Genomic DNA, 23,672 nt, shown 5'->3' on the forward strand with positions numbered 1-23,672 from the left:
GTCACACCAGGTCAGGGTCGCGTCAAGCCATTTCGGGAAAGTCGGACTTAGGGCGGAGCTGAGCCGCCGCGCAGCGCGCCGGTCAGCGCAGGCCGGAGGTGGCGACGAACGCCACGCCGGCCCCACCGAGCACGAGCGGGCCGCCGGCCGCCGTGCCGATCGCCGCCTGGCCGGCCGCCAGGGTGACCGTCCCCACCCCGTCGGCCACGGTGACCTCCCCGGCGCGGCACAGCACCACCCGCGGGCCGGGCACGTCGAGCCGTGCCTCCGGACCACCAGCAGTCACCTCGACCCGGTGCAGCGCGAAGTCGTCCACGGGCACGAGCCAGGTCACCACCCCGGGCGCCACCTGCTCCGGCCGGACCACCGGCTCGTCGAGCACCTCGAAACGCAGCACCCGCAGCAACTCGTCCACGTCCACCCGCTTCGGGGTGAGCCCGCCGCGCAGGACGTTGTCGCTGGCCGCCATGATCTCCACGCCGGTGCCCCGCAGGTAGGCGTGGAGGTTGCCGGCCGGCATCCAGATCGCCTCGCCCGGCGCCAGCCGGACATGGTGCAGCAGCAACGCCACCACCACACCCGGGTCGGCCGGGTAGTCGACCGCCAGCGCCCGGGCCAGCCCGGCGTCCGGACCGGCGGCCTCCGCCGCCAGCACGTCCGCCACCAGCCCGGCACGCTCCGCCTCCGGCCAGCTCAACAGCAGGCGTACGGCCTCGCGCAGCCCTTCCGGCCCGGTCCGCAGCGCCGCCACAACGGGCTCCAGCGCGGGTACGCCGAACGCCGCGATGGCCGCCGCCGACTCGGCCGGGTCCCGGAACCCGCAGAGCGCCTCGAACTCCGAGAGCGCGACCAGCAGCTCCGGCTTGTGGTACGGGTCCACGTAGTTGACCCGGCCGGTGTCCGCGGCGTAGCCGGCCCGGGCCTGCTCGGCGTCCGGGTGGGCCTGGAGGCTCAGCGGGGCGTCCGCGGCGAGGACCTTCAACAGGAACGGCAGCCGGGTGCCGAACCGGCCGACCAGGCGCTCGCCCAGCCAGTGCTCCGGCTCCCCGACCAGCAGCTCGGTGAGGCTGACCGGGTTGCCGTCGCGGTCCACCGTGGCCGGTGCGCCCGGGTGGGCACCCAGCCACAGCTCGGCCTCCGGCCCGGCGCTCGGCACCGACCGCCCCTGCAACTCGGCGATCGCCGTGCGGGAGCCCCAGGCGTAGTCCCGGATCCGGCCCTGCAACAGCTCCACGGTCAGCTCCCGGGCCGTCCGGCCACTTCGTCGCCGGTGTCCGCGTCCGGCTGCGGGACGGCGGTGTGCGCCGCCTGCCCCGTGCCCGCCCGGTCCGCCGCCGCGCTGTAGATGTCCGGCTCCAGGTAGATGACCCGGGCGATCGGCACCGCGGCACGGATCCGCGCCTCGACGGCGTTGATGCCCCGCGCCACCTCCTCGGCCGTCTCGCAGGCCGGCACCCCGATCTTCGCGGCCACCATCAGCTCCTCCGGGCCCAGGTAGAGCGTCTTCATGTGGATGATGCGCTCGACCTCGGGCCCCTCGGTCACCGCTTGCGCGATCTTCGCCAGATCGTGGCGCTCCGCGCCCTCACCGAGGAGCAGGCTCTTCGTCTCGATGGCCAGCGTGATCGCGATGATCACCAGCAGCACGCCGATCATCGCGGTGCCGGCCGCGTCCCACATGCCGTTCCCGGTGATCAGGGTCATTCCCACGCCGAACAGCGCGAAGACCAGACCGATCAACGCGCCGAAGTCCTCCAGCAGCACCACGGGCAGCTCCGGGGCCTTGGCCCGGCGGATGAACCGCACCCAGGACTGGTTGCCCCGGATGTGGTTGGACTCCTGGATGGCGGTCCGGAACGAGAAGCTCTCCATGCCGATGGCGATCACCAGGACGACCACCGGGACCCACTGCCAGCTGGTGATCGGCTCGGGGTGCTGCGCCTTGTGGTACGCCTCGTACAACGCGAAGAGGCCACCGACGCTGAACAGCACGATCGCCACGATGAACGCGTAGATGTAGCGCTCCCGGCCGTAGCCGAACGGGTGCTCCGGGGTGGCCTCCCGCTTGGCCCGCCGGCCGCCGAGCAGCAGCAGGCCCTGGTTGCCGGAGTCGGCGACCGAGTGGATCGACTCGGCCAGCATCGACGAGGAGCCGGTCAGCAGGAACGCGATGAACTTGGTGACGGCGATGCCGACGTTGGCCGCCAGCGCGGCGACGATCGCCTTCGTCCCCCCGTTGGCGCTCACGCCGCCGCCCCGCTTCGCTTCCCGGCGGCGCGAGGCGCCGCGCTGCCGAGCCCGATGGTGAGCCCGCTCCGCTCGCTCACGCTTCTCCCCGCCCGATGCCGCACGTGCTCACTGGTTCGCCAGCTCCTTCATCTCGGTGATGGCCGGTACGGCCATCGGGTCCAGTCCGTGTGCCAGGGCGAGGTAGACCGAGGCGAAGTCCGGGACCGCCATCAGCGACGCGAGCCGCTCCAGCGCGGACCCACCCTCCGCGGTGACCACGTCGCAGCGCACCCCGCGCCGCTCGGCGAGCGTCTGCACCGCGTCCGCGCGGCGCTCCTCCACCGCCAACGGCTCGTCCGTGTCGTCCTCGGCGTTGAGGCCGCCGTCGCGCAGCAGCACCAGCCGCAGCCGGGTGGCGTCGCCGTCGGTCTCGTCGGGGTCGGCGAAGATGTCCCGCTCCCCCTCGACCAGGCCGCCGAAGACGCCGTCGAGCAGGCCGACCCGGCCCCGGCCGGCCTCGCCCAGCGCCCCGGTCACCACCGGATAGCGGGCGTTCGCCGACAGCGTGTCACCGAACCGGCGGGCCGCCACGGTGGCCAGCGGCGACGAGCCCCAGACGATCGGGATCGACCCGGACAGGCCCAGGGCCAGCGACTTCGCCGGGTTGACGAAGGACTCGGCGGTGGGCCGGCACCGGTCGGCGTCGGCGTCCAGCCGGGCCGCGGTCTCGGCCAGGTCCGCCTCGTTGACCTTCACCAGCCCGAGCGTACGGGCGGCGAGCAGGACCGGCACGGTGAGCGCCCAGAGGCTGGCCCGGGCCGGGGCGCGCCGCGGCACCGGGATGAACGGCGCCCGGGCCCGCTCGGCCACCGACTGGAGCTGGGAGTCCGGCGCGCCGACGGCGACCAGGCGGGCGCCCCGCCGGTGCGCGGCCTCGGCGGCGCCCAGCGCCTCAGGGCTGCGACCGGAGGCGCTCACCGCGATGACCACGTCCGCCGCGCCCACCCAGCCCGGCACGCCGGCGCTGCGGTGCGGGATGACCGGCACCGGGCAGCGCGGGCCGGCAACCGTGGCCAGCACGTCCCCGGTCCGCCCGGCGGTGCCGATGCCCGCGATGACCACCGCGCGGGGGCGGCCCTCGTCGGCGAGCACCGTCAGGTTGGCCTCGGCGGCCAGCGCCGCCGACTCCCGGACCTGCGCGCCCCCGGAGGCGGTGAACCGCAGCATGCCACCCGGGTCCTGCTCGGCCAGCCGGTCCGGATCGTCCAGCAGTGACTCGTCGGCGTGCCGGTGGCCGCTGACCCCGGCCGTACCCTCCATCATCGCGACGACCCGGAGCCGCCGCGCGCGTCGTCGGCGGGGCCGCCACGCGCCTCGTCGAGCAGCAGCACCGGGACGTCGTCCCGGACCTCGAAGATCCGACCGCACTCGGTGCAGGTCAGCGTCTGCGCCTGCGCGTCGTAGTCGAGCGGTGCGTGGTGTGTGTCCGGGCAGGCGAGAATCTCGAGCAACTGCGGGTCCAGGGCCACGGCGCGGCTCCTTCCACGTATGTGGTCTCACCGGTCGGCGGTGCCGTCCGGCGCACGCGATCTTATCGGCGAACCGGCGCGGGCACCGTGCCACATCTCGGCACCCGGCGGGCACGGCCACCCGGTCAGGTCGCCGTCACCCATCGTCACCGTAACCCCGGCGACCGGCCGGGTTCTGGCTCAGCGGGGCATGCGGGGCAGCACGGTGGTGGCGTCGCCGCCCGCGGCGGCCGGCGGCTCGCCGTCCGGCCCGTCGGCCGTGGCCGCGGGGGCGCCGTACACGTTCCCGGCCGGGCGGGGCGGCGCCGGGGCGGGCGGCTCCTGCCCGTACACCTGACCGGCGGGCGCGCCCGAGCGGTAGGTCGTGCTGCTGCGCGGCAGCGGGACCGGCGGGTGACCGGCCCCCGGCTGCCCGTCCGTCTTCTCCGCGCGGTTGCGGCGGACCAGCAACACGATCAGCGCGACGCCGACGAGCACCAGTGCGATGCCGAACCACATGATCGGGGAACCTCCGGAGGACGATTCGGCGGCCGCGGTGCCGGCGGCCGGGTCGAGCGCGGCGGCGGCCACCGTCGAGGTGGTGTCGGCCTCGGCCGGCGTGGTGGCGACGGCGCTCGGAGTCGGCGAGGGCTTGCGGGACGGCGTCGGGCTGGGGCTGGCGGTGCGCTCCGCGCCCACCACCCGGGCCGCGGTGGCGGACCGGCCCAGCACCCGGCCGCTCGCGGCGCTCGCCTCGCCGACGACGGCCAACCGGCCGCCGACCGTGCCGGCCAGGAAGGCCACCCGGTAGCGGACCGTGATCCCCTTGCCCTTGCACAGGGCCGCGTTGGCGGGCGACGTCTGCGCCGTGGCGACCGCGCCGCCACCACCGGAGACCGGCACCGGCACCCACCGGCCACCGGTCGCCACCTGCACCTGGACCTGGTCCGCCCGCAGACCGTCGAGCCGCAGCCCGAGCGCGGTACGAAGAAGTACGCAGCCGTCGGTGCGCTTACGCACCTCGACCGCCACCGTGCCCGCCGAACCACCGGCCGTGAAGCTGCTCGCCGAGCGCACCTCCACCCGGTCGTCGGCCGCCAGCGCCGGCGACGCCGCGCCGGCCACCAGGCCGCCGAGCATCACGCCGACCGTGGCCCACCGCGCCGCGTGCCGCCTCACCGACATCTCCACCTCACCGTTTCCACCCGGACGGATCCGCCGGTCAGGTTACTACCGGGCCGTGGGGGCACCCGCCCATCGAGCGCTCCGCATGTGTGCCGCGACACGCCGGGGCACCCGCACCATCTTCGCTGCGGCGGGGCCCGCCCGCATGATCATGTCCAGCGCTCGCCGGCGGGCCGTCGGCGGGACCGGCCGCTGAGCGCGGCCGGAGATCTTGGGCACTTACCGTTCACCACGAACGGCAACTGTCCAGGATTCACCTCGGCCCGCGACCGCCACGTCGACGCCAGCTCGGCGCGGCGGCTCGCCGTCACACGCTCGCGGCCGGGTCGTCGTCGCCGGCCCGTGTCGCGGCTCGGCGGTCAGCGTCGGCGAGGGCACGGCGGCAGAGGTGGTCGGCTGTCCTGGTGGTCTCCGGCAGCCGGTAGCGAGGCGTCAACCCCAGCACCCGGTCGACCGCGTTGTCCAGGCTCATCCGGTGCCCGACGCTGACGAAGACCGGCTTCACCCCGTCCCGCGTCCGCAGCACCCGGCCCACCACCTCACCGCCGTCGCGCAGCGGCGTCCAGGCGCCCCGCTGCGGCGCCGGCTCGTCCCAGACCCCGACCAGCGGCGTCTTCCCCACCCCGATCGCCGGCAGCCCCGTCACCAGCCCGAGGTGGCAGGCCAGCCCGAACCGGCGCGGATGCGCCAGCCCGTGCCCGTCGCAGACCAGCAGGTCGGGCCGGACGGTCAACCGCTCCAGCGCCGCCAGCAGCGCCGGCAGCTCACGGAACGCGAACAGCCCCGGCACGTAGTCGAACGCCGGCCGGCCCACGTCCACCGCCTCGTCCACCACGGCGAGGGTCGCCGCGTCCAACACCGTGACGGCCGCCGCCAGTCGGTCACCGCTGTCCGCGTAGGCGACATCCAGCCCGGCCACCGTCGCGGGCGCCGTCGGCCCCGGCCCGACCAGGTCGACCCGGGAGCGCAACTCCTCCTGGATGCGCAGCGCTTCCGCGACGTCGGCCGGCGGCCGGTAAGCGGCCTGACGTAGAGGCGAGCGCGTCATCGGATCACCGTAGCCGCCGGGCACGTTCGAGGCCTCCGCGGCAGGCACCACGGTTAGGAGGTTGCGGCGGGGTCAGGTTGCGTTGGCGATGGTCGGGTCGGCACCAGGGTCGCCAGCCTGTTGAAGCTGTTCTTCGAACATCACAAACGTCCGTCGCCGGATGCCCGTAATCAGCGCAGCCTCCTCGGGTGTGTAGGCACGCCCCTCGGCAATGGCCATGTCCTCGATGGCGGTGACCGTTTCGTAGAGCGCGAAGACAGGCCCGTCTCCCTTGGTGTAGCGGCCACGCTCTTCCTCTACGCGCTGCACAAACCGTTCAGCCGAGCGGACGAAGATGTCTCCACCCATCGCGAAAAGAATCTCGTCGACGATGTCGTTCGCCGGTCGCCAGCCGCCTGTCTGGCGATCCAACCTCCAAGCGGAGAGCCCTCCCTCGCGGGTCGGCACGATCTTCACCGGAGTGTCGTAATAGTCGTAGTAACCGGTGCGGGTCAAGCCGTCCGTCATCTCCGTCATTCCCATCCGCCGCTCATCGTCGATTGGAGCGCAGCCCAGAAGTGCTCACGCTGACGCTGGACGATGCCCTTGCGGATCGTCGACTCCGTCTCTCCGAGAATACGGCCCTGTTCGCGGGGGACTGCTTCGAGATCACGCCACACCTCGAACAGCGAATGCTCCCACTCCGTCACCTGATCGAGTGCAGCTAGTTGAAGCCGAAACTCGCCGACATGCCCAGTCGAAGTCCGCACCAGAAATTGGATGTCGCGGTAGCCGCTGTCCTGCGGCTGGCGGAATCGGTCTTCGAACCGCACCACCTGCATCTGCGAGTTTGCGCTGAGATGCGCCAAGCCCAGGTAGAGGTCGTCCAAAGTTCGATAGGAGACGCGGCCGGCTGCGAGATCCCGAAGACGAGAGGCGTTCCCGCCGTGCTTCGCCACCTTGTCCTCGGCCCGCTTGCGCTCCTTCGGCCCGGGTCGTGGTTGGTACTCAGCCCCCCTCGATGACATCTCGGCCAACTCACGACCGAGCAAGTCAAGCTCGTGCTGTGCCGTCGCGGCGGCCTCGTACAACTGGTCCAGGTAGTGCTCTCGATACGTCATGTCGCCGGACCGTGCTTCATCGAACCCTGGTTGCAAGGCCGGCGGCCGGTCGCCATCGAGCTGAGAGCTCAGCCTTACCTGCTCCGGATTGAGCGGCGTGGGTTCGACAGGCGGTGTCGGCGCTGTCGCGACAACACCGGTGCCCCGCTCGGTAATGTCGTCCAGGACCTCGCCCAGGACGTCGATCGCCTTCTGGTGGCTGGCCAGGTGGTGGAGGGTGACCGGGCGGGCGATCAGCGAGTTGGCGAGTTCCGGGGTCGAGAGGATCATGCGGACCAGGTCGGGCCGCTGCGCAAGCTGCCGTACCAGAGTTTCGGCCAGCAACTCCTCCCGCCGGGGCGGCGCCTCCCAGGTCTGGTCGAGCATCTGCCTGACGCGAGGGTCGCCGAGCAGCCGCGTCAGGTCGTCGGCCGCCGCCGGCGCCAACTCCGGTACCAGCCGTTGCAGCGTCGGCCCGTCCAGGTGTTGCGCCAGCTCGACCGGCGTCACCCCGGCGGCGAAGACATCGTCGAGGCTTCCGCTCGCTGCCAGCGCGTCCCGGACGTAAAGCCCGGCGGCGATCCGGTCGGCGTGCGCATCGCGATGCGCGTTCCGTAGCTGCACCGCCTCCGACTCCGCGTCGGGAGCCCGCCCGGGGAACGAGGTGCCGTCGGGTCGGTGGAAGGTGGTGGATTCGCCGAGCAGGTGGACGTGGTTGAAGTCGGGGGCATTCCTGTCGTCGGATGGTGGCGGCGGTTCGAGGGGCCGGGGTGGCGCCGGTCGTTCCACCGGGTCGGGCAGGACGTTGTAGTCGCCCGGCGGCCGGTCGGCGAGCGGCATCGGGTGACCATCGGGCCCGAGTACGAGCGCGTCGATGCCCACCACGTTGTGGGGACCCCGGATACCGCTGTGTGAGTAGAGCGGATGCCTGCCTATCCGGCCCGTCTGGGGGTCGAGATAGAGGACCGTGCCGTTCTGGTTCAGCGCCACCCAGGCGTGTGAGCCGCCGCCCTCGATGGCCGTGATGAGGAAGGCGTAGCTGCCGTGGCCACCCGCCAACAGCTGCGCCTGCAGGTCGCGGTAACCGTCCTCGATCATGTCGCGTGTCTCGGGATCGGGGACGCCCGGCAGGGCTGTCGGGCACAGGTTCTGGAACCGGCCGCCGGTGATCTCCTCGACGCGGCGCGGCCCGTCCACCTCGCCGCCCACCGGCTGGCGGACGTCCCCCTGAAGGTAGCCGTCGAAGGTCCGCGGCGCAGAGACCCGCGGCCGGCCGTGCATCCAGGTCTCGAAGAGCGACAACGTGCAGTCCAGGCAGTTGATGCCCCGGGTGGCGTCGGCGGCGGGGCCACCGTCGTTCGCCAGCCGGAACCATCCGCCCTGGCGGGGATCGGCGGTCCGCACCACACTGCCGTCGGGATTGCGCGGCATCTGTCGCTCCAGGTCGGTCTGGTGCAGCGCGAGCGGTGGCCGGAGTCCGCCCCGCACGCCGTACCGGCGGGAGCGGTCGATCGGCGGTGGGTGGCCGTGACCGGTGAGGGCCGAGTGGTCCGGTGTCTCCACAGCACCCAGCGCGAGGTCCGCGACGTCGTCATTGATCCGGTAGAAGTCGAGGTCGTCCTCGACCATCACCTCGATCGGCGCTACTGAGCCGGCGAGGACCTGTTCGGCCATCCCGCGCAGGTCGTGGGCCTCAGTGCTGGCCTCGTGAGCGGCCTGTTGCCACCGCTGCGCGAGTAGCTGGTGGCCTGCCTGATGAAGCTGGAACGCCCGCTCACCGTATTCGCCGGCGGCCCGGTGGAACTGGTCAGCTCGGACACGCAGCCATTCCGCCTCCTGTTGCCGCCGGCCTTCCTCATACCACTGCCGTTGTTCCTGAAAACCGCGTTCGTAGCGAAGTCTCTCCAGGGTTTCCCGGCCGGCTGCCAACCGCGCCGCCTGGTCGCCCTGACGGCTTCGATGCGGCGGTGGCAGCGGCTCGAAGGGACCGGGAAGCGTCGACGGATCAGCCGCGGGTCTCTGCGGGGCAAGCGTCTCCAACAGCGGAAATCGGGGACTCGGCGCGGGGCGGGCGTCCGGCACGGGGGCCGACGGCGCGGTCACCGGACCGGCGGCCGGCGCGACGTGCGGGTGCGCCGGTGGGCCGGCCGCCGGTCCGGACGGGCTTGCGGCACCGATCGCCGAGCGGTCCGGCGGCACCGACATCGGCCCGTTTGGCTGGGCAGCAGCGGTGGCCTGCGACTCCACGACCGTCGCCGCCGCCTGCACCGGCGTCGCCTGATTCGGTGCACCGATGCCGACCGCCGCTGAAGCGTTGACTGGACCGGGACTCGGCTCGGTGGCACCGCTTACGGGAGAACCCGCGATGGGCGCCTCGACGGCCACGGACGAGAGCGTCGGGCTCGCTGTGCCCAGCGCCGAGCTCGTCGTCAACTCGACGCTCGGCCGGCTCGTCGCAGCTTCCGCATCCATCCGGTGAGGTGGGGAAGCACCTACCCCCTCCACGGCCTGCGGCACGTCGACAGACGGGAGATTCGCCGGGGCAGGTCCGTCGCCGACGAGCGGTGACCGAGGGTTCGACGCCGAGAGGGAATCCGCCGCCGCAGGTTGAAGCACCGGTCCGAGGCCGGAATCCCCGAGCAGCGGTGCCGGTTCCGGGACTCGCTGGGAGGGAATGAGGCCGGCCGCGTCGCCGGACGGTGGGAGCCCCAGGTCCACCGGCTGCGTGGGAAGGCCGGCCAGCTTGTCGTCGAGCCGGTGGTGCAGGGCGCTGTCGGCCTGTCCCGTGGCGGAGCCGCTGGCGCCCGATGCCGCGGCGCGGGCAAGGTCCTCCAGCGAAAGGTCCTGTCCGGTGGCGAGCCCCGCGGCGCTCTCGGCCAGGGTCTCGCCGGCCATCTCCCGCCCGAAGCGCTCACCGATCTGGGCGAACCGCCCGTGCGCGTGCCGCCCGAGGCCGGCCAGCGGCGCCGCCGCGCCACCGGCGAAGCCACCGAGCCCGGACATGCCCACGTCGGTCAGGTCCAGGCCGTCCCGGCGGCCGGTCGAGTTCTGGTACGCCTGCGTCGCCAGGCTGGTGCCGGCCTCCTGCCCCGCCTCGACCAGCCCGGCGAGCACGGCCCGGCGGGCGAGCCCGCGAGCGCCGCTCATGACGACCTCCTTGGCGGCCCGTTCGCCGGCCTCCTTCAGCCCTTCCTTCACCGCCTTGCGGGCCAGCTGGGCCACCAGCCGCTTGAAGATCTGCTGCACGGCGACCCGGCTGGCCGTGATCGCGGCACCGGCCGCCGGCGAGGCGGCGCCCATGGTCAGCACCGTGGCCACCGCGAGCGAGAGCAGCTCGACGACCAGGATGCCCAGCTCGATCCAGGCTTCCAGCTTGGCGCCCTCGATGTCGCAGCCGCACGAGTCGACAAGCCGGCCCAGCTCGCCGGTGGCCGCCACGAGCACGTGCAGGGGTGCGTCTTCGCCCTCGGCGACCTTGCCCCAGGCGACGTCGAACGCCTGCGCCACGAGCCCGACGCCGCCGTACCCGCTGCGGACCTCGCCCGCGGCCGTGGTGGCGTCGTTCCGTGGGCCGGCCAGGACGTCGGCGACGCCGTACCACTGGTCGGCCAGGTCCCAGACGGCGCGTTCGTCGCCCTCCGGCCATTCGACGCCGACCACCCAGTCCAGCGCCTCGTAGATCCAGCCGGGCACGTCCCAGGGGCAGTAGTCGAGCGGGTGCGGGATCGGGCTGGGCAGCATGCTCACGCGCGGATCCTCCGGTGGTCAGCGCCAGGGCCGGTGCGGGTTGTGCTGCTGGTGCGGGATCTCGCCGAGTTGGCGAGCGTGGGTCAGATCGGTCTCCACGGTGGCGATGACGGAACGCACCACGTCGCTGCCCAGCCCTTCGAGCGAGCGGCCGAGGATCTCCCACGCCCGCAACAGGGTCTCCGCGTAGCCCTGGTAGTGCTTGTCGAAGGCGGCGCCGATGTCGTCCCGGCCCCACGGCCGCTGCGCGCTCGCCGCCGCGATGGGATCGCCCGCCTCCCCACGGGAGGTGGTGACCGCTTTCCCGGCCAGGGCCAGGTCGGCGCCGCCGCGCCGGGCCCGGTCAGGGTCCAGCCAGATCTGCCCGTCGGCCACCGCCGTCACTCTCCACGGGACAGGGCGGCGTCCGCCCGACCCAGCAGGGCGCCGAAATCATGCGTACGCAGGAACTCCACCGACGGCGAGCCGGGCGGGAGGAATCCGACGACCAGTTCACGGGTGGCGGTGACCGCGGACGCGGACGCCCGCAGCACGGTGTCGGTGATCTTCCGGCTCAGTGCCCTGGCGTCCCGGTCGTGGAACACCGACGGGGCGACCTCGACGCTGATCAGCTCGCCGCGTGCCCCGACGACAGCGGTCACCTGGCCGTCGTCGGAGCGCTCGGTCACCCGCAGCTCCGCGAGCCTGGTCTGGAGTTCGTCCAAACCGGACCGAAGTCGCTGGTACTGGCCGTACACCTCGTCGAACCGCGCACGCAGCGCGCGGTTCGCGTCCCGGTCCGCGCTCTCGGCCACCGCCGCCCCCTTTCCGTCACCGTCAGTAGGGCCGACCATACCGGGCGCCACGGAATCCGTGGGGTCCGGTAACTTCAGGCTGTGATCGAACGACAGCAGGCCGAGCAACTCGCCGCCGTCTGGGCCCAACGGGACTCCGAGCGACTGGGATTCCCCTGCACTCCGGTGGTCGATGAGTTCGAGCTGGGCTACCTGGTCACGTCCACTGTGTCCCCCGACGCTCGGGCCCTCCCCGGCGACCTGCCCACCACGGTCATCGACAAGGAGACCGGCGAGGTGTCGACCTGGCCGCGGGTGCCGGCCGCCGCCGTGGAGGAGATGTTCCGCCAGCGCCGGCCGGCAGCTCCACGGGCGCCCCGCACCGTGGACCCGGCCAGCCAACTCCTGCGGGAGATCACCCGGCTGCCCACGCCCGGCGCCGTGGCGCACCTCACCCTCGACGGCCGCCTGCACATCGCGCAGGGCGCCAAGGGCGACATCGAGCTGCGCCATCACCCGCTGGTGCGGTCCTATTTGGACGAGCTGGCGCCCGGTCATCTGGTGCGGGGCGCCGAGCGGCACGCCGAGATGATCGTGGTCTCAGATGCCTTGCACGAAGAGGATCAGCGGCGCGCCGCCGAGGGCCTGCCTCGACTGACTCTGGACGAGGCGAAGGCGATCCTCGGCCGCAGCCGGATCGAGTTCTTCCGGATCCGTGAGTCGGGCGACCCCGCGGCCGGCCCCGCGAAGGTGCCGTGTGACTCGTGCGTGAACTTCCTGGTGGCGTTCACCGCACTACCCTGGCCGGTCCTCGCCTACGCGGAGGAATGGCGGTCTCGGCCTGCGGTCGACCCGGACCCCGGGCGGTTCCCGGCCGAGGTCGCGAATGCGCTCGTGGAAGCGGGTTGGCGTCCTCACTTCGGCGACGAGGTGTTGGCCGAGGCGGCGGTCCGGGACGTCCGGGCGGTCAGCGGCAGTCGACAGGGCCACGCCGTCTTCCCGGCCGTGATGCCCACCCTTACCGCCTTTCCTGGCCTGGAGACTCGTCGCCGGGGTCCCGGTGAACAGGTGTGGATCTCCCGGTTCGGCATCCGCCCCTGGGACATGGCCCACACCGCCGACACCCTCGCGGATTTCGGCTCGGTGCTGGGCGCCCGCCTGTTTCCGCTGGGAACGGAGCGTGGCGACAGCATCATCGCCGTCGACGAGCACGGCCGGATCTTCGCGCTCGATCAGGCCGGCGAATGGTTCCTCGGCCCCGACATCGACGCCGCGCTCACCACCCTGCTGCTCGGCCGCGCCCCCGTCCGGGTCCGCGACGACGGCACCTGGTGAGCGGCGCTACAGCCGCACCCCGGTCAGGACCATGACGCGCGGCTCGGTGTAGTCGTCCATGGCGCTGCGCAGGCCTTCCCGCCCCACGCCCGAGCCCTTCACCCCGCCGTACGGCATCTGGTCGGCCCGGTACGACGGCACGTCCCCGACGATCACGCCGCCGACGTCCAGCGTCCGGGACGCCAGGAAGGCGGTCTGCAGGTTGTGGGTGAAGACCCCGGCCTGGAGCCCGTACGCGGAGTCGTTGACGGCGGCGAACCCGGCCCGGTCGTCGGTGACCGGGGCGACGACCAGCACCGGCCCGAACACCTCCTCGGTGCAGACCTTGACCGAGGACGGCACCCCGCTGAGCACGGTCGGCGGGTAGGTGGCGCCGTTCCGCCGCCCGCCCACCTCGATGGTGGCGCCGGCGGCGACGGCCTCGTCGACCCACGCCTCGACGCGTTCGGCCGCTTCGACGGAGACCAGCGGGCCCACGTCGGTCAGCTCGGAGGTCGGGTCGCCGGTGCGCAGTTCCTCGACGGCCGCGACGAGCCGGGGCAGGAAGCCGTCGTAGAGCCATTCGTGCACGTACACCCGCTGCACGGCGATGCACGACTGCCCGGCCTGGTAGTTGGAGAAGGTGGCGATGCGGTGCGCGGCGAAGGTGAGGTCGCCGTCCGACGACCAGTCCTCGCAGATCACCGCCGCGGCGTTGCCGCCGAGTTCCAGGGTGACGTGCTTGTCGGGGGCGGCCCGGCGGATGGCGGCGCCGACCGGCCCGGAGCCGGTGAACGACACGACGGGCAGCCGGGGGTCGGCGACGAGGTCGGCGGCGCGTTCGTTGGGCAGCGGCAGCACCGAGAACATTCCCTCGGGCAGGTCGGTCTCGGCCAGGATCTCGCCGAGCAGCAGCGCGGAGAGCGGGGTGGCCGGGGCCGGCTTGACCACGATGGGTGCCCCGACGGCGATGGCCGGGGCGACCTTGTGCGCGACCAGGTTCAGCGGAAAGTTGAACGGGGCGATGCCCAGCACCGGCCCCTTGGGCACCCGCCGGACCAGCGCTATCCGTCCGGTGGCCGCCGGGTCGGTGTCCAGGCGTTGCAGCTCGCCGGAGAAGCGCCGGGCCTCCTCGGCGGCCCAGCGGAAGGTGGAGACGGCCCGGCCCACCTCGGCCTTCGCCCATTTCACCGGCTTGCCGTTCTCAGCGGTGATGAGGGCGGCGACCTCGTCGGCCCGTTCGGCCAGCCGCCGGGAGACGTGGTCGAGGGCGGCCGCGCGGGCGTGCGCGGGCAGGGCCGCGGCCGCCGCGGCCACCTCGGCGGCTGCCGCGACGGCGGCTTCGACCTGGTCGGGCGTGGCGAGGGTGGTACGCCCCACCGCCCGGCCGTCGTACGGGTGGGTGACGGTCAGCTCCCCCTCGCCGTGGGCGGGGCGGCCGGCGACATAGAAGGCTCTCGGCTCCACGCTCGGCAGCGTAGACCACGCAAGCCCGCGCGGAAACAGTTGCCCAAACCCTTGTCTGCCTCGGATTCAGTAGCCAAGATGGCAGTCAGATTGCGATAACCTCCGCTGACCTTCCCCCCGGCCACCCCTCGGAGACTTCTGATGAGCGACCAGCAACAGCTGCGCAACTTCGTCAACGGCGAGTACGTCGACCCGGTGGACGGCGGCTACGCCGACCTGATCGACCCGTGCACCGGCGAGGTCTTCGCCCAGGCGCCGGTCTCCGGGGCGGCGGACGTGGACAAGGCGATGAAGGCGGCCGCCGCCGCGTTCGAGACCTGGCGGGACGCCACGCCGGGCGAGCGGCAGAAGGCCCTGCTGAAGCTCGCCGACGCGGTGGAGTCCCGGGCGGCCGAGCTGGTCGACGCCGAGGTTCGCAACACCGGCAAGCCCCGCCAGCTCACCGCCGACGAGGAGCTGCCGCCGGCGGTGGACCAGTTCCGGTTCTTCGCGGGCGCGGCCCGCCTGCTGGAGGGGCGCTCGGCCGGGGAGTACATGGCCGGGCACACCTCGTACGTGCGGCGCGAGCCGATCGGCGTCTGCGCGCAGGTCACGCCCTGGAACTACCCGCTCATGATGGCGGTCTGGAAGATCGCCCCGGCCCTGGCGGCCGGCAACACGGTGGTGCTGAAGCCCTCCGACACCACCCCGGTGTCGACGCTGCTGCTGGCCGAGATCGCGTCGGAGTTCTTCCCGCCGGGCGTGTTCAACGTGGTCTGCGGCGACCGGGACACCGGCCGGGCCCTGGTCTCGCACCCGACCCCGCAGTTCGTCTCGATCACCGGTTCGACCCGGGCCGGCATGGAGGTCGCCGCGGCGGCCGCTCCGGACCTCAAGCGGACCCACCTGGAGCTGGGCGGCAAGGCCCCGGTGGTGATCTTCGACGACGCGGACGTGGCGGCGGCGGCCGAGGCGATCGCGGTCGGCGGCTACTTCAACGCCGGCCAGGACTGCACCGCCGCCACCCGGGTGCTCGCCGGGCCGGGCATCCACGACGACTTCGTGGCCGCGCTCGCCGAGCAGGCCCGCAACACGAAGACCGGCGCGCCGGACGACGAGGACGTCCTCTACGGCCCGCTCAACAACGCCAACCAGCTCAGCCGGGTACGGGGGTTCGTGGACCGGCTGCCGGACCACGCGAACGTCGAGACCGGCGGTTCCCGGCTCGGCGAGCGCGGCTACTTCTACGCCCCGACCGTGGTCTCCGGGCTACGGCAGGCCGACGAGATCATCCAGGACGAGGTGTTCGGCCCGGTCATCACCGTGCAGCGCTTCTCCGACGAGGACGAGGCGGTGCGCTGGGCCAACGGCGTGGACTACGGCCTCTCCGCCTCGGTGTGGACGAAGGACCACGGCCGCGCGATGCGGATGACCCGCCGGCTGGACTTCGGCTGCGTCTGGGTGAACACCCACATCCCGTTCGTGTCCGAGATGCCGCACGGCGGCTTCAAGCACTCCGGGCACGGCAAGGACCTCTCGGTCTACAGCCTGGAGGACTACACCCGGATCAAGCACGTCATGCACAACATCGAGGGCTGAACCTTGTCGAGCGAGGAACTGCACAAGCGCCGGGGGGCGGCCGTCGCCCGGGGCGTCGGCAGCACGATCACCTCCTACGTCGACCACGCGGGCGGCGGGACGATCACCGACGTCGAGGGGCGGGAGTGGATCGACTTCGCGGCCGGCATCGCGGTCGCCAACGTGGGCAACTGCGCCCCGAAGGTCGTCGAGGCGGTGCGGGCGCAGGTCGAGCGCTTCACCCACACCTGCTTCATGGTGGCGCCCTACGAGTCGTACGTGGCGGTCTGCGAGCAGCTCAACGCGCTGACCCCGGGCGACTTCGAGAAGCGCTCGGCGCTGTTCAACTCGGGCGCCGAGGCGGTGGAGAACGCCGTGAAGATCGCGCGGCACGCCACCGGGCGGCCGGCCGTGGTGGTCTTCGACCACGCGTACCACGGCCGGACGAACCTGACGATGGCGCTGACCGCGAAGAACATGCCGTACAAGCACCGGTTCGGGCCGTTCGCCGGTGAGGTCTACCGGGTGCCGATGTCGTACCCACTGCGCGACGGCGGCCTCGACGGGGCGACCGCCGCGGCCCGGGCGATCGAGATGGTGGAGAAGCAGGTCGGCGCGGAGAACGTGGCGGCGCTGCTGATCGAGCCGATCCAGGGCGAGGGCGGTTTCGTGGTGCCGGCCGAGGGGTTCCTGCCGGCGCTGCGCGAGTGGGCGACCGCCGCCGGGGTGGTGTTCGTCGCCGACGAGATCCAGACCGGGTTCTGCCGGACGGGCGACTGGTTCGCCTGCCAGCACGAGGGTGTCGAGCCGGACCTGGTCACCCTGGCCAAGGGCATCGCCGGCGGGTTGCCGCTCGCCGCGGTCACCGGCCGGGCGGAGCTGATGGACGCGGTGCACGTGGGCGGCCTCGGCGGGACGTACGGCGGCAACCCGATCGCCTGCGCGGCCGCGCTCGCGGCCATCGAGACCATGCACGAGCTGGACCTGGCCGCCGCCGCCCGGCGGATCGGCGCCGTCATGGTGGAGCGGCTGCGCGCGATCGCCGCCCGCGACCCACGTGTCGCCGAGGTACGCGGCCGCGGCGCGATGCTCGCCGTGGAGATCGTCCAGCCGGGCACGCTGACCCCGGACCCGGCCGCCACGGCGGCGATCTCGGCCGCCTGTCACGCGGCCGGCCTGCTCACCCTGACCTGCGGCACGTACGGCAACGTGCTGCGGTTCCTGCCGCCGCTCGTCATCTCCGACGACGAGCTGGCCCGCGGCCTGGACATCCTGGAGGCCGCGTTCGGCTGACCGAGGTCAGCCCCGATCGTGGAACACCACGGGCGTCGATCCCCCCAGGTGCCGCCCGTGGTGTTCCACCCAACGCCCGCCAACTCCTGCAGGCAGATCCAGCAGTACGCGTCGAGCCCGTCGGCCAGTGCCCGCCGGGCCATTCCGCGCAACTCGTTGACGAGCTCCGCCAGGAACTCCACGTCGGCGCCGCCCCACCAATCCTCGGCGGTCGCCCACACGGCGGCGACCGGCTCGAGCTCATCGCCCGGCCCGACTGCGGCGGCCCGCGCCTGCTCCACAGTGGCCGCGAAGTTGGTCGGTCAGGATGCCCACGACCGGCACGCCAGGACCCATCCCTGACAACGCCCCCACCGCGGCGGCATCCTGTTCTATAGTCCTACTGTCGTAGGACAATAGAAGGGCGTCGCGTGATCGAGTTCGTACTGGACGGCCGGTCCAAGGTGAACACCTATGTGCAGCTCATCCAGCAGGTCAAACAGGCCCTGCGGGTGGGGCTGCTGACCACCGGCGACCAGTTGCCCAAGGTCCGCGACGTCGCGCAGTCGCTGGCCATCAACCCGAACACGGTGCTGAAGGCGTACCGCGAGCTGGAGATCGAGGGTCTGGTCGAGGGACGCCCCGGCGTCGGCACCTTCGTCCGCCGGACCCTCGCCGGCTCGTCGCTGGCCGATCAGGCCGAACTCCGCGAGGAGCTGATTGCCTGGCTGCACCGCGCCCGCGCCGCCGGGCTCACCCCGGAAGACGTCACCGCCCTGGTCGAGACCACCATGCGGGCCGCGCTCGTCGCCGGCACGACGCGTGCCGAACCCGCCTCAGCAGGATGAGAGGACAGCTGATGGAAATCGCGCTCGAGGCCGAGCAACTCGGCAAACGGTACGGAAGAACCTGGGCGCTGCGGGACTGCTCGCTGCACCTGCCCGCCGGGCGGATCGCCGCCCTCGTCGGCCCCAACGGTGCTGGTAAGAGCACCCTGCTGCACCTCGCGGTCGGCCTGCTGCAGCCGGACGCCGGCGCGGTGCGGATCTTCGGCGAAACGCCGTACGCCAATCCGTCGGTGCTGCCCGGAGTCGGCTTCGTCGCCCAGGACACCCCGCTTTACCGGGACTTCACCGCCGCCGAGCTGGTGGAGGCGGGCCAACGAATGAACAAGAGCTGGGACGGGGCACTCGCCCGCAACCGGCTGGCCCAGCTCGGCATCCCGCCGAAGCTGCCCGTCGGCAAGCTGTCCGGTGGCCAGCGGGCCCAGGTCGCGCTGGCGCTCGCGCTCGCGAAGCGGCCCCGGCTGCTGCTCCTCGACGAACCGGTCGCCAGCCTCGATCCACTGGCGCGCCGGGAGTTCCTGCAGTCGCTGATGGGCAGCGTCGCCGACTCCGAGACGACCGTGCTGCTCTCCTCGCACCTGCTGGCCGACCTGGAACGGGTCTGCGACTACCTGGTCGTGCTGCAGGCCGCCCGGGTGCACCTGGCGGGCGCGGTCGACGACCTGGTCGCCGCACACCGGCAGATGGTCGGGCCTCGACACGGCGGCGAACCGATCGAGGGGGTCGAGGCCGTGGTCCGGGCGAGCCACACCGCCCGGCAGTCGACGCTGCTGGTCCGCACGACCGGGGAGATCTCCGCTCCGGAATGGACGGTGCACGACGTGACGCTGGAGGACCTCGTGCTGGCGTACCTCGCCGAGGGCGAGACCACCACGAGCCATGACGCCTGGGAGGTGCCGGCATGATCTGGTTGGCCTGGCGGCAGCACCGCAAGCAGCTGCTCTTCACCCTCCTCGGCTTCGCCGCGCTCGCGGCCCTGATGATCCCGATCGGCCTGTCGATGCGGCACAGCTTCACCGAGCTCGGGCTGCCGAACTGCGTCAGTCAGCTGGCGCGTTCGGACGTCGACCCGGTCACCGCAAACGGCTGTGAGTCGGCGTTCCGCCAGTTCACCAACCGGTACCAGAGCCTGAACCTGGTGGCGGTCCTGCTCGTCGTCCTGCCGGTGCTCGTCGGTCTGTTCTGGGGCGCCCCGCTGGTCGCCCGGGAGGTGGAGCACGGCACGCACCGGTTCGCCTGGACGCAGGGTGTCGGCCGGACGCGGTGGGCCCTGGTGAAGTTCGGCCTGGTCGTCACGGTCACACTGGCCCTGGCGATCGGCTACGGACTGGGCATGGCCTGGTGGGTCAGCCCGCTGACCCAGGCCGCGCACGAGGGCCGCCTCGGCTTCATCGTCTTCGACCTGCAGGGCATCGCCCCGATCGGCTACACCCTCTTCGCGGTGGCACTCGGCATCTTCGCCGGCACCCTCTGGCGCCGGATGCTGCCCGCCATGGGCGTCACCCTGGCCGCGTTCATCGGTGTCCGGGCGGCGGTGGCGATCCTGGCGAGACCGCACTACCAGCCCGCCCTTACCCGCACCTTCCCGATCGAGGGGGCCGATCTGCTGCGGGAGGACCGGGGCAACTGGGTCCTCGCCAGCGGCGTGCGCAACGCCGACGGGAAGATGCTGGCGGCCGACACGCGGATCATGTGCCCGCCGGGCGGCCAGGCACCGGACGGCGGCCGCTGCGGGGCCGATATCGGCGCCGGACCCGGCGCCTACAACTGGGAGCTCTACCAGCCGGCGGACCGGTTCTGGCCATTTCAGTGGATCGAGACCGGCATCTTCGTCGCCCTCGCCGCCGTCCTGCTCTACCTCGCCGTACGCCGGCTCCGCCGGATCGCCTGAGCGGCCCGGCCGGGTGGAACGCTCCGGGGCAGCCGCCCCGGTGTTCCACCCGGCACCGGACCGGCGCGGTCAGCGCAGCCGCTCCACCACGTTGCGGCGGACCAGGTTCTTGCCCGGCTCCCGGATCAGGTCCATGGCCGCCGCGTTGAGCAGCACGCAACTCCCGGACGGCCCGGTGACCGTCACGGTCGCCACCTTGCGGTTGTCCAGGTTGGTCACCCGCAGCCGCGTGCCCACCGGGAACTGCCCGCTGGTGGCGGCCGGCGCGCCGCCCTCGGCCGAGAAGGTGATCGCCCCGGTGCAGACGCTGGCGGGCGCGCCGCCGGGCTGGGCGTTGCCCGGACGGGCCTCGCCGGCCGGGGCGCCCCCACCCGGCCGTGCCGCGCCGGTAGCCGGGGCGCCGCCGTCGAGGCGTTCGACCAGGTTGCGGCGGATCACGTTCCTGCCCGGCTCGCGGACCAGGTCCATGGCCGCCGCGTTGAGCAGCACGCAACTCCCGGACGGCCCGGTGACCGTCACGGTCGCCACCTTGCCGTTGTCCAGGTTGGTCACCCGCAGCCGGGTACCCACCGGGAACCGGTCGCTGGTCGCCGCCGGCGCACCGCCCTCGGCCGAGAAGGTCACCGACCCCGCACAGGCCGACTGCCCGGCCGGGGCGGTCCCCGCGAAGCCCATCCCCGTGCCCACCGCGACGACCGCCGAGGCGGCCAGTGCCACGGTCGCCGCCAGCACGTGCTTGCGCTGCACCCTCACGTTGTCTCTCCCGTCGTCCGGTGATCGCGTTCGACGCCTGGTACGGACGGGAGGGCCGGACCGTTCAGCCGGGGCGGCGGATCACAACGGACCGTAACGGGTGTGCGGCGCTCCGGTGAGCAGCGCCCAGTAGCGGTCGCCGTAGGACCAGTGCCACCACTCGGTCGGGTAGTTCACCAGTCCCGCCCCGCTGAGCGCGGCCACCAGGATCTGCCGGTTCCGCCACGCGCTCACCGGGATGTGCCGCGCTGCCGTGAAGCAGGCGTCGGCGCTCTCCTCCGGGGTGGCGTCGAGGGCGGTGCCCATCGCCAACTCGATGCCGTCGGCGTCGCACAGGGTGAGGTCGACCGCGCCACCGGTGCTGTGCGGCGCCACCTCGACCGGCGAGACGAACTTGGTGGTCTCCCGGTGCAGCCGCTCCGCCGACCAGTCCGGGTAGCGCCGGCGCAGCTCGTCCCGGTAGCCGGTGAAGATGTCGAGCTGCGCCCGGTACGGCCGGTACCCCTCGACGACCAGGAGGCGCAGGCCGGCCGGCAGCGCGCGCTGCGCGGCCAGCAACCGGTCCGCGACCCCGCGCCGCACCCGGGCGTACGCCCCGGCGGGGTCGGCGGCCCGGACGTCCAGCCGCAGCTCCGGCATTTCCCGCAGGTCGACCAGCGGATCGCCGTCGTCCCGGCTGGACACCGCCGCGACCCGGGGATCGGAGAGCAGGATCATGCCGCACCCCCCGGCCGGGCCGCGTGCCGGGCGAACGCGAGCGCGACCAGGCGGTCAACCACCTCGGGGTAGTCGACGCCGGACTCGGCCCACACCTTCGGGTACATCGAGTGCGCCGTGAAGCCGGGCAGGGTGTTCAGCTCGTTGACGAACACCTCGCCGGTCGTCTCGTCGTAGAGGAAGTCGACCCGGGCCAGGCCCCAGCCGCCGATCGCCGTGAACGCCCGGACGGACAGCTCCCGGATCCGCTCGGTGACCTCGTCGGGCAGCGGTGCCGGGACGATCATCGGGTCGGCGTCGCCGAAGTACTTCTGCCGGTAGTCGAACCAGCCCCCCGCGACCCGGACCTCGCCGACCGCCGACGCCTCGGGGCGCCAGCCGCCGAGCACGCCGCACTCCAGCTCCCGGCCGGTCACCCCCTGCTCGACCAGCACCACGTGGTCGTGCCGGAGCGCCTCCTCGACCGCCGCCGCCAGGTCGTCGCCGTCGGCCACCCGGGAGATCCCGATGGAGGAGCCCATCCGGGCCGGCTTCACGAACAGCGGCCGGCGCAGCCCGACGACCAGCTTCTCCGGGTCCTCCGCGGCCCGCCAGGTCGGCGCGTCGAACCAGACGTGCGGGGTGGTCGGCACCCCCTCGGCCCGCAGCGCCCGCTTCATCGCCACCTTGTCCATGCCGACGGCGGAGGCGAGGATGCCGCACCCGACGTATGGCACCCCGAGCGATTCGAGCAGCCCCTGCACCACGCCGTCCTCGCCGTACGGGCCGTGCAGCACCGGGAAGACCACGTCCAGCTCGGCGTGCACCGTGGCGGGCGCGTCGGCCGCGGTGACCGCCACCGTGCCGGCGCGCGCCCCGGCCCGCAGCTCCACGGCGGGGCCGGTCACCGGCAGCCGGTCGTCGATGGCCCGGCCGGCGGCCACGTGCGCGCAACGCTCGGTCAGCACCGGCTCCGGCACCAGCCGCATCCCGCCCGCGCGGGTGATCCCGAGCGCGACCACCTGGTGGCCCCGCTCCACCAGGGCGCGAGCCACGCCGAGCGCCGAAGCGCAGGAGACCTCGTGCTCCGCCGACGGGCCACCGAACAGGACACCGATCCGAACCGCAGCGCTCACGCCGCCACCCCTTCCGTCCGGGCCGGGTCGGCGACGGGTCCCGCCGCCAGCCGGGCCACGAGATCCGCCTCGACATTGCCGCCGGTCAGCACCACACCGACCGTCCGGTACCGCCCGGGCACCCCGCCCTCTGAGCGGCCCGGCCCGCCTGCCACCCGCAGCACGCCGTCGGAGCCGCACCGGGCCGGGAGCCGCAGCACGCCGCCGGGGTCGTCCGACCCGGTCACCAGCCGCAGCGCGCCGGCCAGCCCGGCCGCCCCGGACGGCTCGACGAGAACCTTCAGCTCCAGCAGGAGCAGCCGGAACGCCTCGGCGATCGCGTCGTCGTCGACCCGGACGACGCCCCGGACGGCGTCCCGCGCCACCGCGAACGGCAGGTCACCGACGCAGCCGGGGCGCAGCCCGTCGGCGATGGTGGGCGCCGGGACGACCGGGGTGGGCCGGCCGGCGGCCAGGCTGCGGGCCAGCGAGTCGCAGCCGACCGGCTCGACGCCGTACACCTCGATCGGGGTGCCGGCGGCGGCCAGGCAGGCTCCCGCGACGCCGCCGCCCCCACCCACCGGCACCACCAGCGCGTCCAGCGGGGTGCCGGCGCGCTCCGCCTCCTCGATCAGCTCCAGGCTGGCGCTGCCTTGCCCGGCCACCACGTCCGGGTGGTCGTACGCGTCGACCAGGGGGTGGCCGTCGGCGGCGGCGAGCTGCCGGGCGGTGGCCAGCCGCTCCTCGACGGTGGTGCCGGCGAGGACCACCCGCGCCCCGGCGGCCCGGGCCCGGGCCACCTTGACCGGCGCGGCGTCGACCGGCAGCACCACGGTCGCCGCCAGCCCGTGCCGGCGGGCCGCCAGTGCCACGGCCACCGCGTGGTTGCCGGTGCTCTGTGCGACCACGCCGGTGTGGCCGGCCGCGGCGAGCCGGCCCACCGCCAGCATGGCGCCACGCATCTTGTAGGAGCCCCCGGTCTGGAGGTTCTCCGCCTTCAGCAGGATCCGGGTGCCGGCCAGCCGGTCGATCGCCGGGCAGTTCAGCACGGGGGTACGCACCACCCGGCCGGACAGCCACCCGGCGGCCTCCTCGACGCGGGCCCGGTCCGGCAGGGCCGGGGCGTGACTGCGGGACATGATTTCTCCTTTCGGGCAGGTGGCATCGCGGGATGCCGCATGGGCGGCTCCCGA

21 protein-coding genes are annotated in these 23,672 nt (G+C 73.2%); 6 read left to right on the forward strand and 15 right to left on the reverse strand.

The features are described 5' to 3' along the window. Window positions 1-82: 82 nt before the first annotated feature. The 10 genes from manA to NLX85_RS06830 form a co-directional block, all read right to left on the reverse strand. Window positions 83-1,234, reverse strand: coding sequence for a mannose-6-phosphate isomerase, class I (manA, locus tag NLX85_RS06785; RefSeq protein WP_254332360.1), 1,152 nt, complete (start codon window positions 1,232-1,234; stop codon window positions 83-85). A gap of 2 nt (window positions 1,235-1,236) precedes the next feature. Beyond that, on the reverse strand, window positions 1,237-2,247 hold the full coding sequence (locus NLX85_RS06790; protein ID WP_254332362.1) for a cation diffusion facilitator family transporter: 1,011 nt from the start codon (window positions 2,245-2,247) through the stop codon (window positions 1,237-1,239). A 108-nt stretch (window positions 2,248-2,355) separates the two neighbouring features. After that, window positions 2,356-3,552 carry an SIS domain-containing protein gene (locus NLX85_RS06795; RefSeq protein ID WP_254332364.1) on the reverse strand — a complete coding sequence of 399 codons (1,197 nt, stop codon included), beginning with the start codon at window positions 3,550-3,552 and terminating at the stop codon, window positions 2,356-2,358. Then, a complete protein-coding gene (locus NLX85_RS06800; RefSeq protein WP_254332365.1) occupies window positions 3,549-3,758 on the reverse strand; it encodes a Trm112 family protein in 210 nt (69 codons plus the stop codon). Before NLX85_RS06800 ends, NLX85_RS06795 begins: the two co-directional genes overlap by 4 nt. Window positions 3,759-3,938: 180 nt before the next feature. Next, window positions 3,939-4,922 carry a hypothetical protein gene (locus NLX85_RS06805; RefSeq protein ID WP_254332367.1) on the reverse strand — a complete coding sequence of 328 codons (984 nt, stop codon included), beginning with the start codon at window positions 4,920-4,922 and terminating at the stop codon, window positions 3,939-3,941. 307 nt (window positions 4,923-5,229) lie between these two features. Next, the gene (gene nfi / locus NLX85_RS06810; protein ID WP_254332369.1) at window positions 5,230-5,970 is read right to left on the reverse strand and encodes a deoxyribonuclease V; all 741 of its coding nucleotides are present in this window, start codon (window positions 5,968-5,970) and stop codon (window positions 5,230-5,232) included. 72 nt (window positions 5,971-6,042) lie between these two features. Then, entirely contained in the window at window positions 6,043-6,492 is a 450-nt protein-coding gene (locus tag NLX85_RS06815) for a hypothetical protein (RefSeq protein ID WP_254332371.1), read from the reverse strand. Beyond that, window positions 6,483-10,790 (reverse strand): toxin glutamine deamidase domain-containing protein, encoded by a 4,308-nt coding sequence (locus tag NLX85_RS06820; RefSeq protein ID WP_254333683.1) that lies wholly within the window; start codon window positions 10,788-10,790, stop codon window positions 6,483-6,485. The genes NLX85_RS06815 and NLX85_RS06820 overlap by 10 nt, the downstream gene beginning before the upstream one ends. A gap of 24 nt (window positions 10,791-10,814) precedes the next feature. Continuing rightward, entirely contained in the window at window positions 10,815-11,171 is a 357-nt protein-coding gene (locus tag NLX85_RS06825; RefSeq protein WP_254332373.1) for a hypothetical protein, read from the reverse strand. A gap of 5 nt (window positions 11,172-11,176) precedes the next feature. Further along, window positions 11,177-11,590, reverse strand: a complete 414-nt coding sequence (locus NLX85_RS06830) for a YbaB/EbfC family nucleoid-associated protein (protein WP_254332375.1) — start codon at window positions 11,588-11,590, stop codon at window positions 11,177-11,179. An 81-nt stretch (window positions 11,591-11,671) separates the two neighbouring features. On the opposite strand from NLX85_RS06830, the gene NLX85_RS06835 reads away from it, so the two are divergent. Further along, window positions 11,672-12,904 carry an SUKH-3 domain-containing protein gene (locus NLX85_RS06835; protein ID WP_254332376.1) on the forward strand — a complete coding sequence of 411 codons (1,233 nt, stop codon included), beginning with the start codon at window positions 11,672-11,674 and terminating at the stop codon, window positions 12,902-12,904. 6 nt (window positions 12,905-12,910) lie between these two features. Here NLX85_RS06835 and NLX85_RS06840 read toward each other — a convergent pair whose 3' ends face one another. Further along, window positions 12,911-14,350, reverse strand: coding sequence for an aldehyde dehydrogenase family protein (locus tag NLX85_RS06840; RefSeq protein WP_254332378.1), 1,440 nt, complete (start codon window positions 14,348-14,350; stop codon window positions 12,911-12,913). A gap of 141 nt (window positions 14,351-14,491) precedes the next feature. Here NLX85_RS06840 and NLX85_RS06845 point away from each other — a divergent pair, with 141 nt between their 5' ends. The 5 genes from NLX85_RS06845 to NLX85_RS06865 all read left to right on the forward strand — a co-directional run bounded on the left by NLX85_RS06845 (window position 14,492) and on the right by NLX85_RS06865 (window position 19,915). After that, a complete protein-coding gene (locus NLX85_RS06845) occupies window positions 14,492-15,928 on the forward strand; it encodes a gamma-aminobutyraldehyde dehydrogenase (RefSeq protein ID WP_254332380.1) in 1,437 nt (478 codons plus the stop codon). A 3-nt stretch (window positions 15,929-15,931) separates the two neighbouring features. After that, window positions 15,932-17,200 (forward strand): 4-aminobutyrate--2-oxoglutarate transaminase, encoded by a 1,269-nt coding sequence (gene gabT, locus NLX85_RS06850; protein ID WP_254332382.1) that lies wholly within the window; start codon window positions 15,932-15,934, stop codon window positions 17,198-17,200. A gap of 410 nt (window positions 17,201-17,610) precedes the next feature. Further along, window positions 17,611-18,027: a GntR family transcriptional regulator gene (locus NLX85_RS06855; protein ID WP_254332389.1), complete on the forward strand. Its 417-nt coding sequence runs from the start codon at window positions 17,611-17,613 to the stop codon at window positions 18,025-18,027. Window positions 18,028-18,038: 11 nt separating this feature from the next. Next, window positions 18,039-18,929, forward strand: a complete 891-nt coding sequence (locus NLX85_RS06860; RefSeq protein ID WP_254332391.1) for an ABC transporter ATP-binding protein — start codon at window positions 18,039-18,041, stop codon at window positions 18,927-18,929. After that, on the forward strand, window positions 18,926-19,915 hold the full coding sequence (locus NLX85_RS06865; RefSeq protein WP_254332393.1) for an ABC transporter permease: 990 nt from the start codon (window positions 18,926-18,928) through the stop codon (window positions 19,913-19,915). The genes NLX85_RS06860 and NLX85_RS06865 overlap by 4 nt, the downstream gene beginning before the upstream one ends. Before the next feature lie 69 nt (window positions 19,916-19,984). Here NLX85_RS06865 and NLX85_RS06870 read toward each other — a convergent pair whose 3' ends face one another. The 4 genes from NLX85_RS06870 to NLX85_RS06885 all read right to left on the reverse strand — a co-directional run bounded on the left by NLX85_RS06870 (window position 19,985) and on the right by NLX85_RS06885 (window position 23,618). After that, window positions 19,985-20,668: a septal ring lytic transglycosylase RlpA family protein gene (locus tag NLX85_RS06870; RefSeq protein WP_254332395.1), complete on the reverse strand. Its 684-nt coding sequence runs from the start codon at window positions 20,666-20,668 to the stop codon at window positions 19,985-19,987. 81 nt (window positions 20,669-20,749) lie between these two features. Further along, on the reverse strand, window positions 20,750-21,385 hold the full coding sequence (locus NLX85_RS06875) for a M15 family metallopeptidase (RefSeq protein ID WP_254332397.1): 636 nt from the start codon (window positions 21,383-21,385) through the stop codon (window positions 20,750-20,752). Then, window positions 21,382-22,500, reverse strand: a complete 1,119-nt coding sequence (locus tag NLX85_RS06880; RefSeq protein WP_254332399.1) for a D-alanine--D-alanine ligase family protein — start codon at window positions 22,498-22,500, stop codon at window positions 21,382-21,384. Before NLX85_RS06880 ends, NLX85_RS06875 begins: the two co-directional genes overlap by 4 nt. Continuing rightward, on the reverse strand, window positions 22,497-23,618 hold the full coding sequence (locus NLX85_RS06885; RefSeq protein ID WP_254332401.1) for a threonine/serine dehydratase: 1,122 nt from the start codon (window positions 23,616-23,618) through the stop codon (window positions 22,497-22,499). The genes NLX85_RS06880 and NLX85_RS06885 overlap by 4 nt, the downstream gene beginning before the upstream one ends. Window positions 23,619-23,672: the final 54 nt, after the last annotated feature.

The sequence above is a fragment of the Micromonospora sp. A3M-1-15 genome (genome assembly GCF_024213425.1).
GTDB lineage: Bacteria > Actinomycetota > Actinomycetes > Mycobacteriales > Micromonosporaceae > Micromonospora > Micromonospora chersina.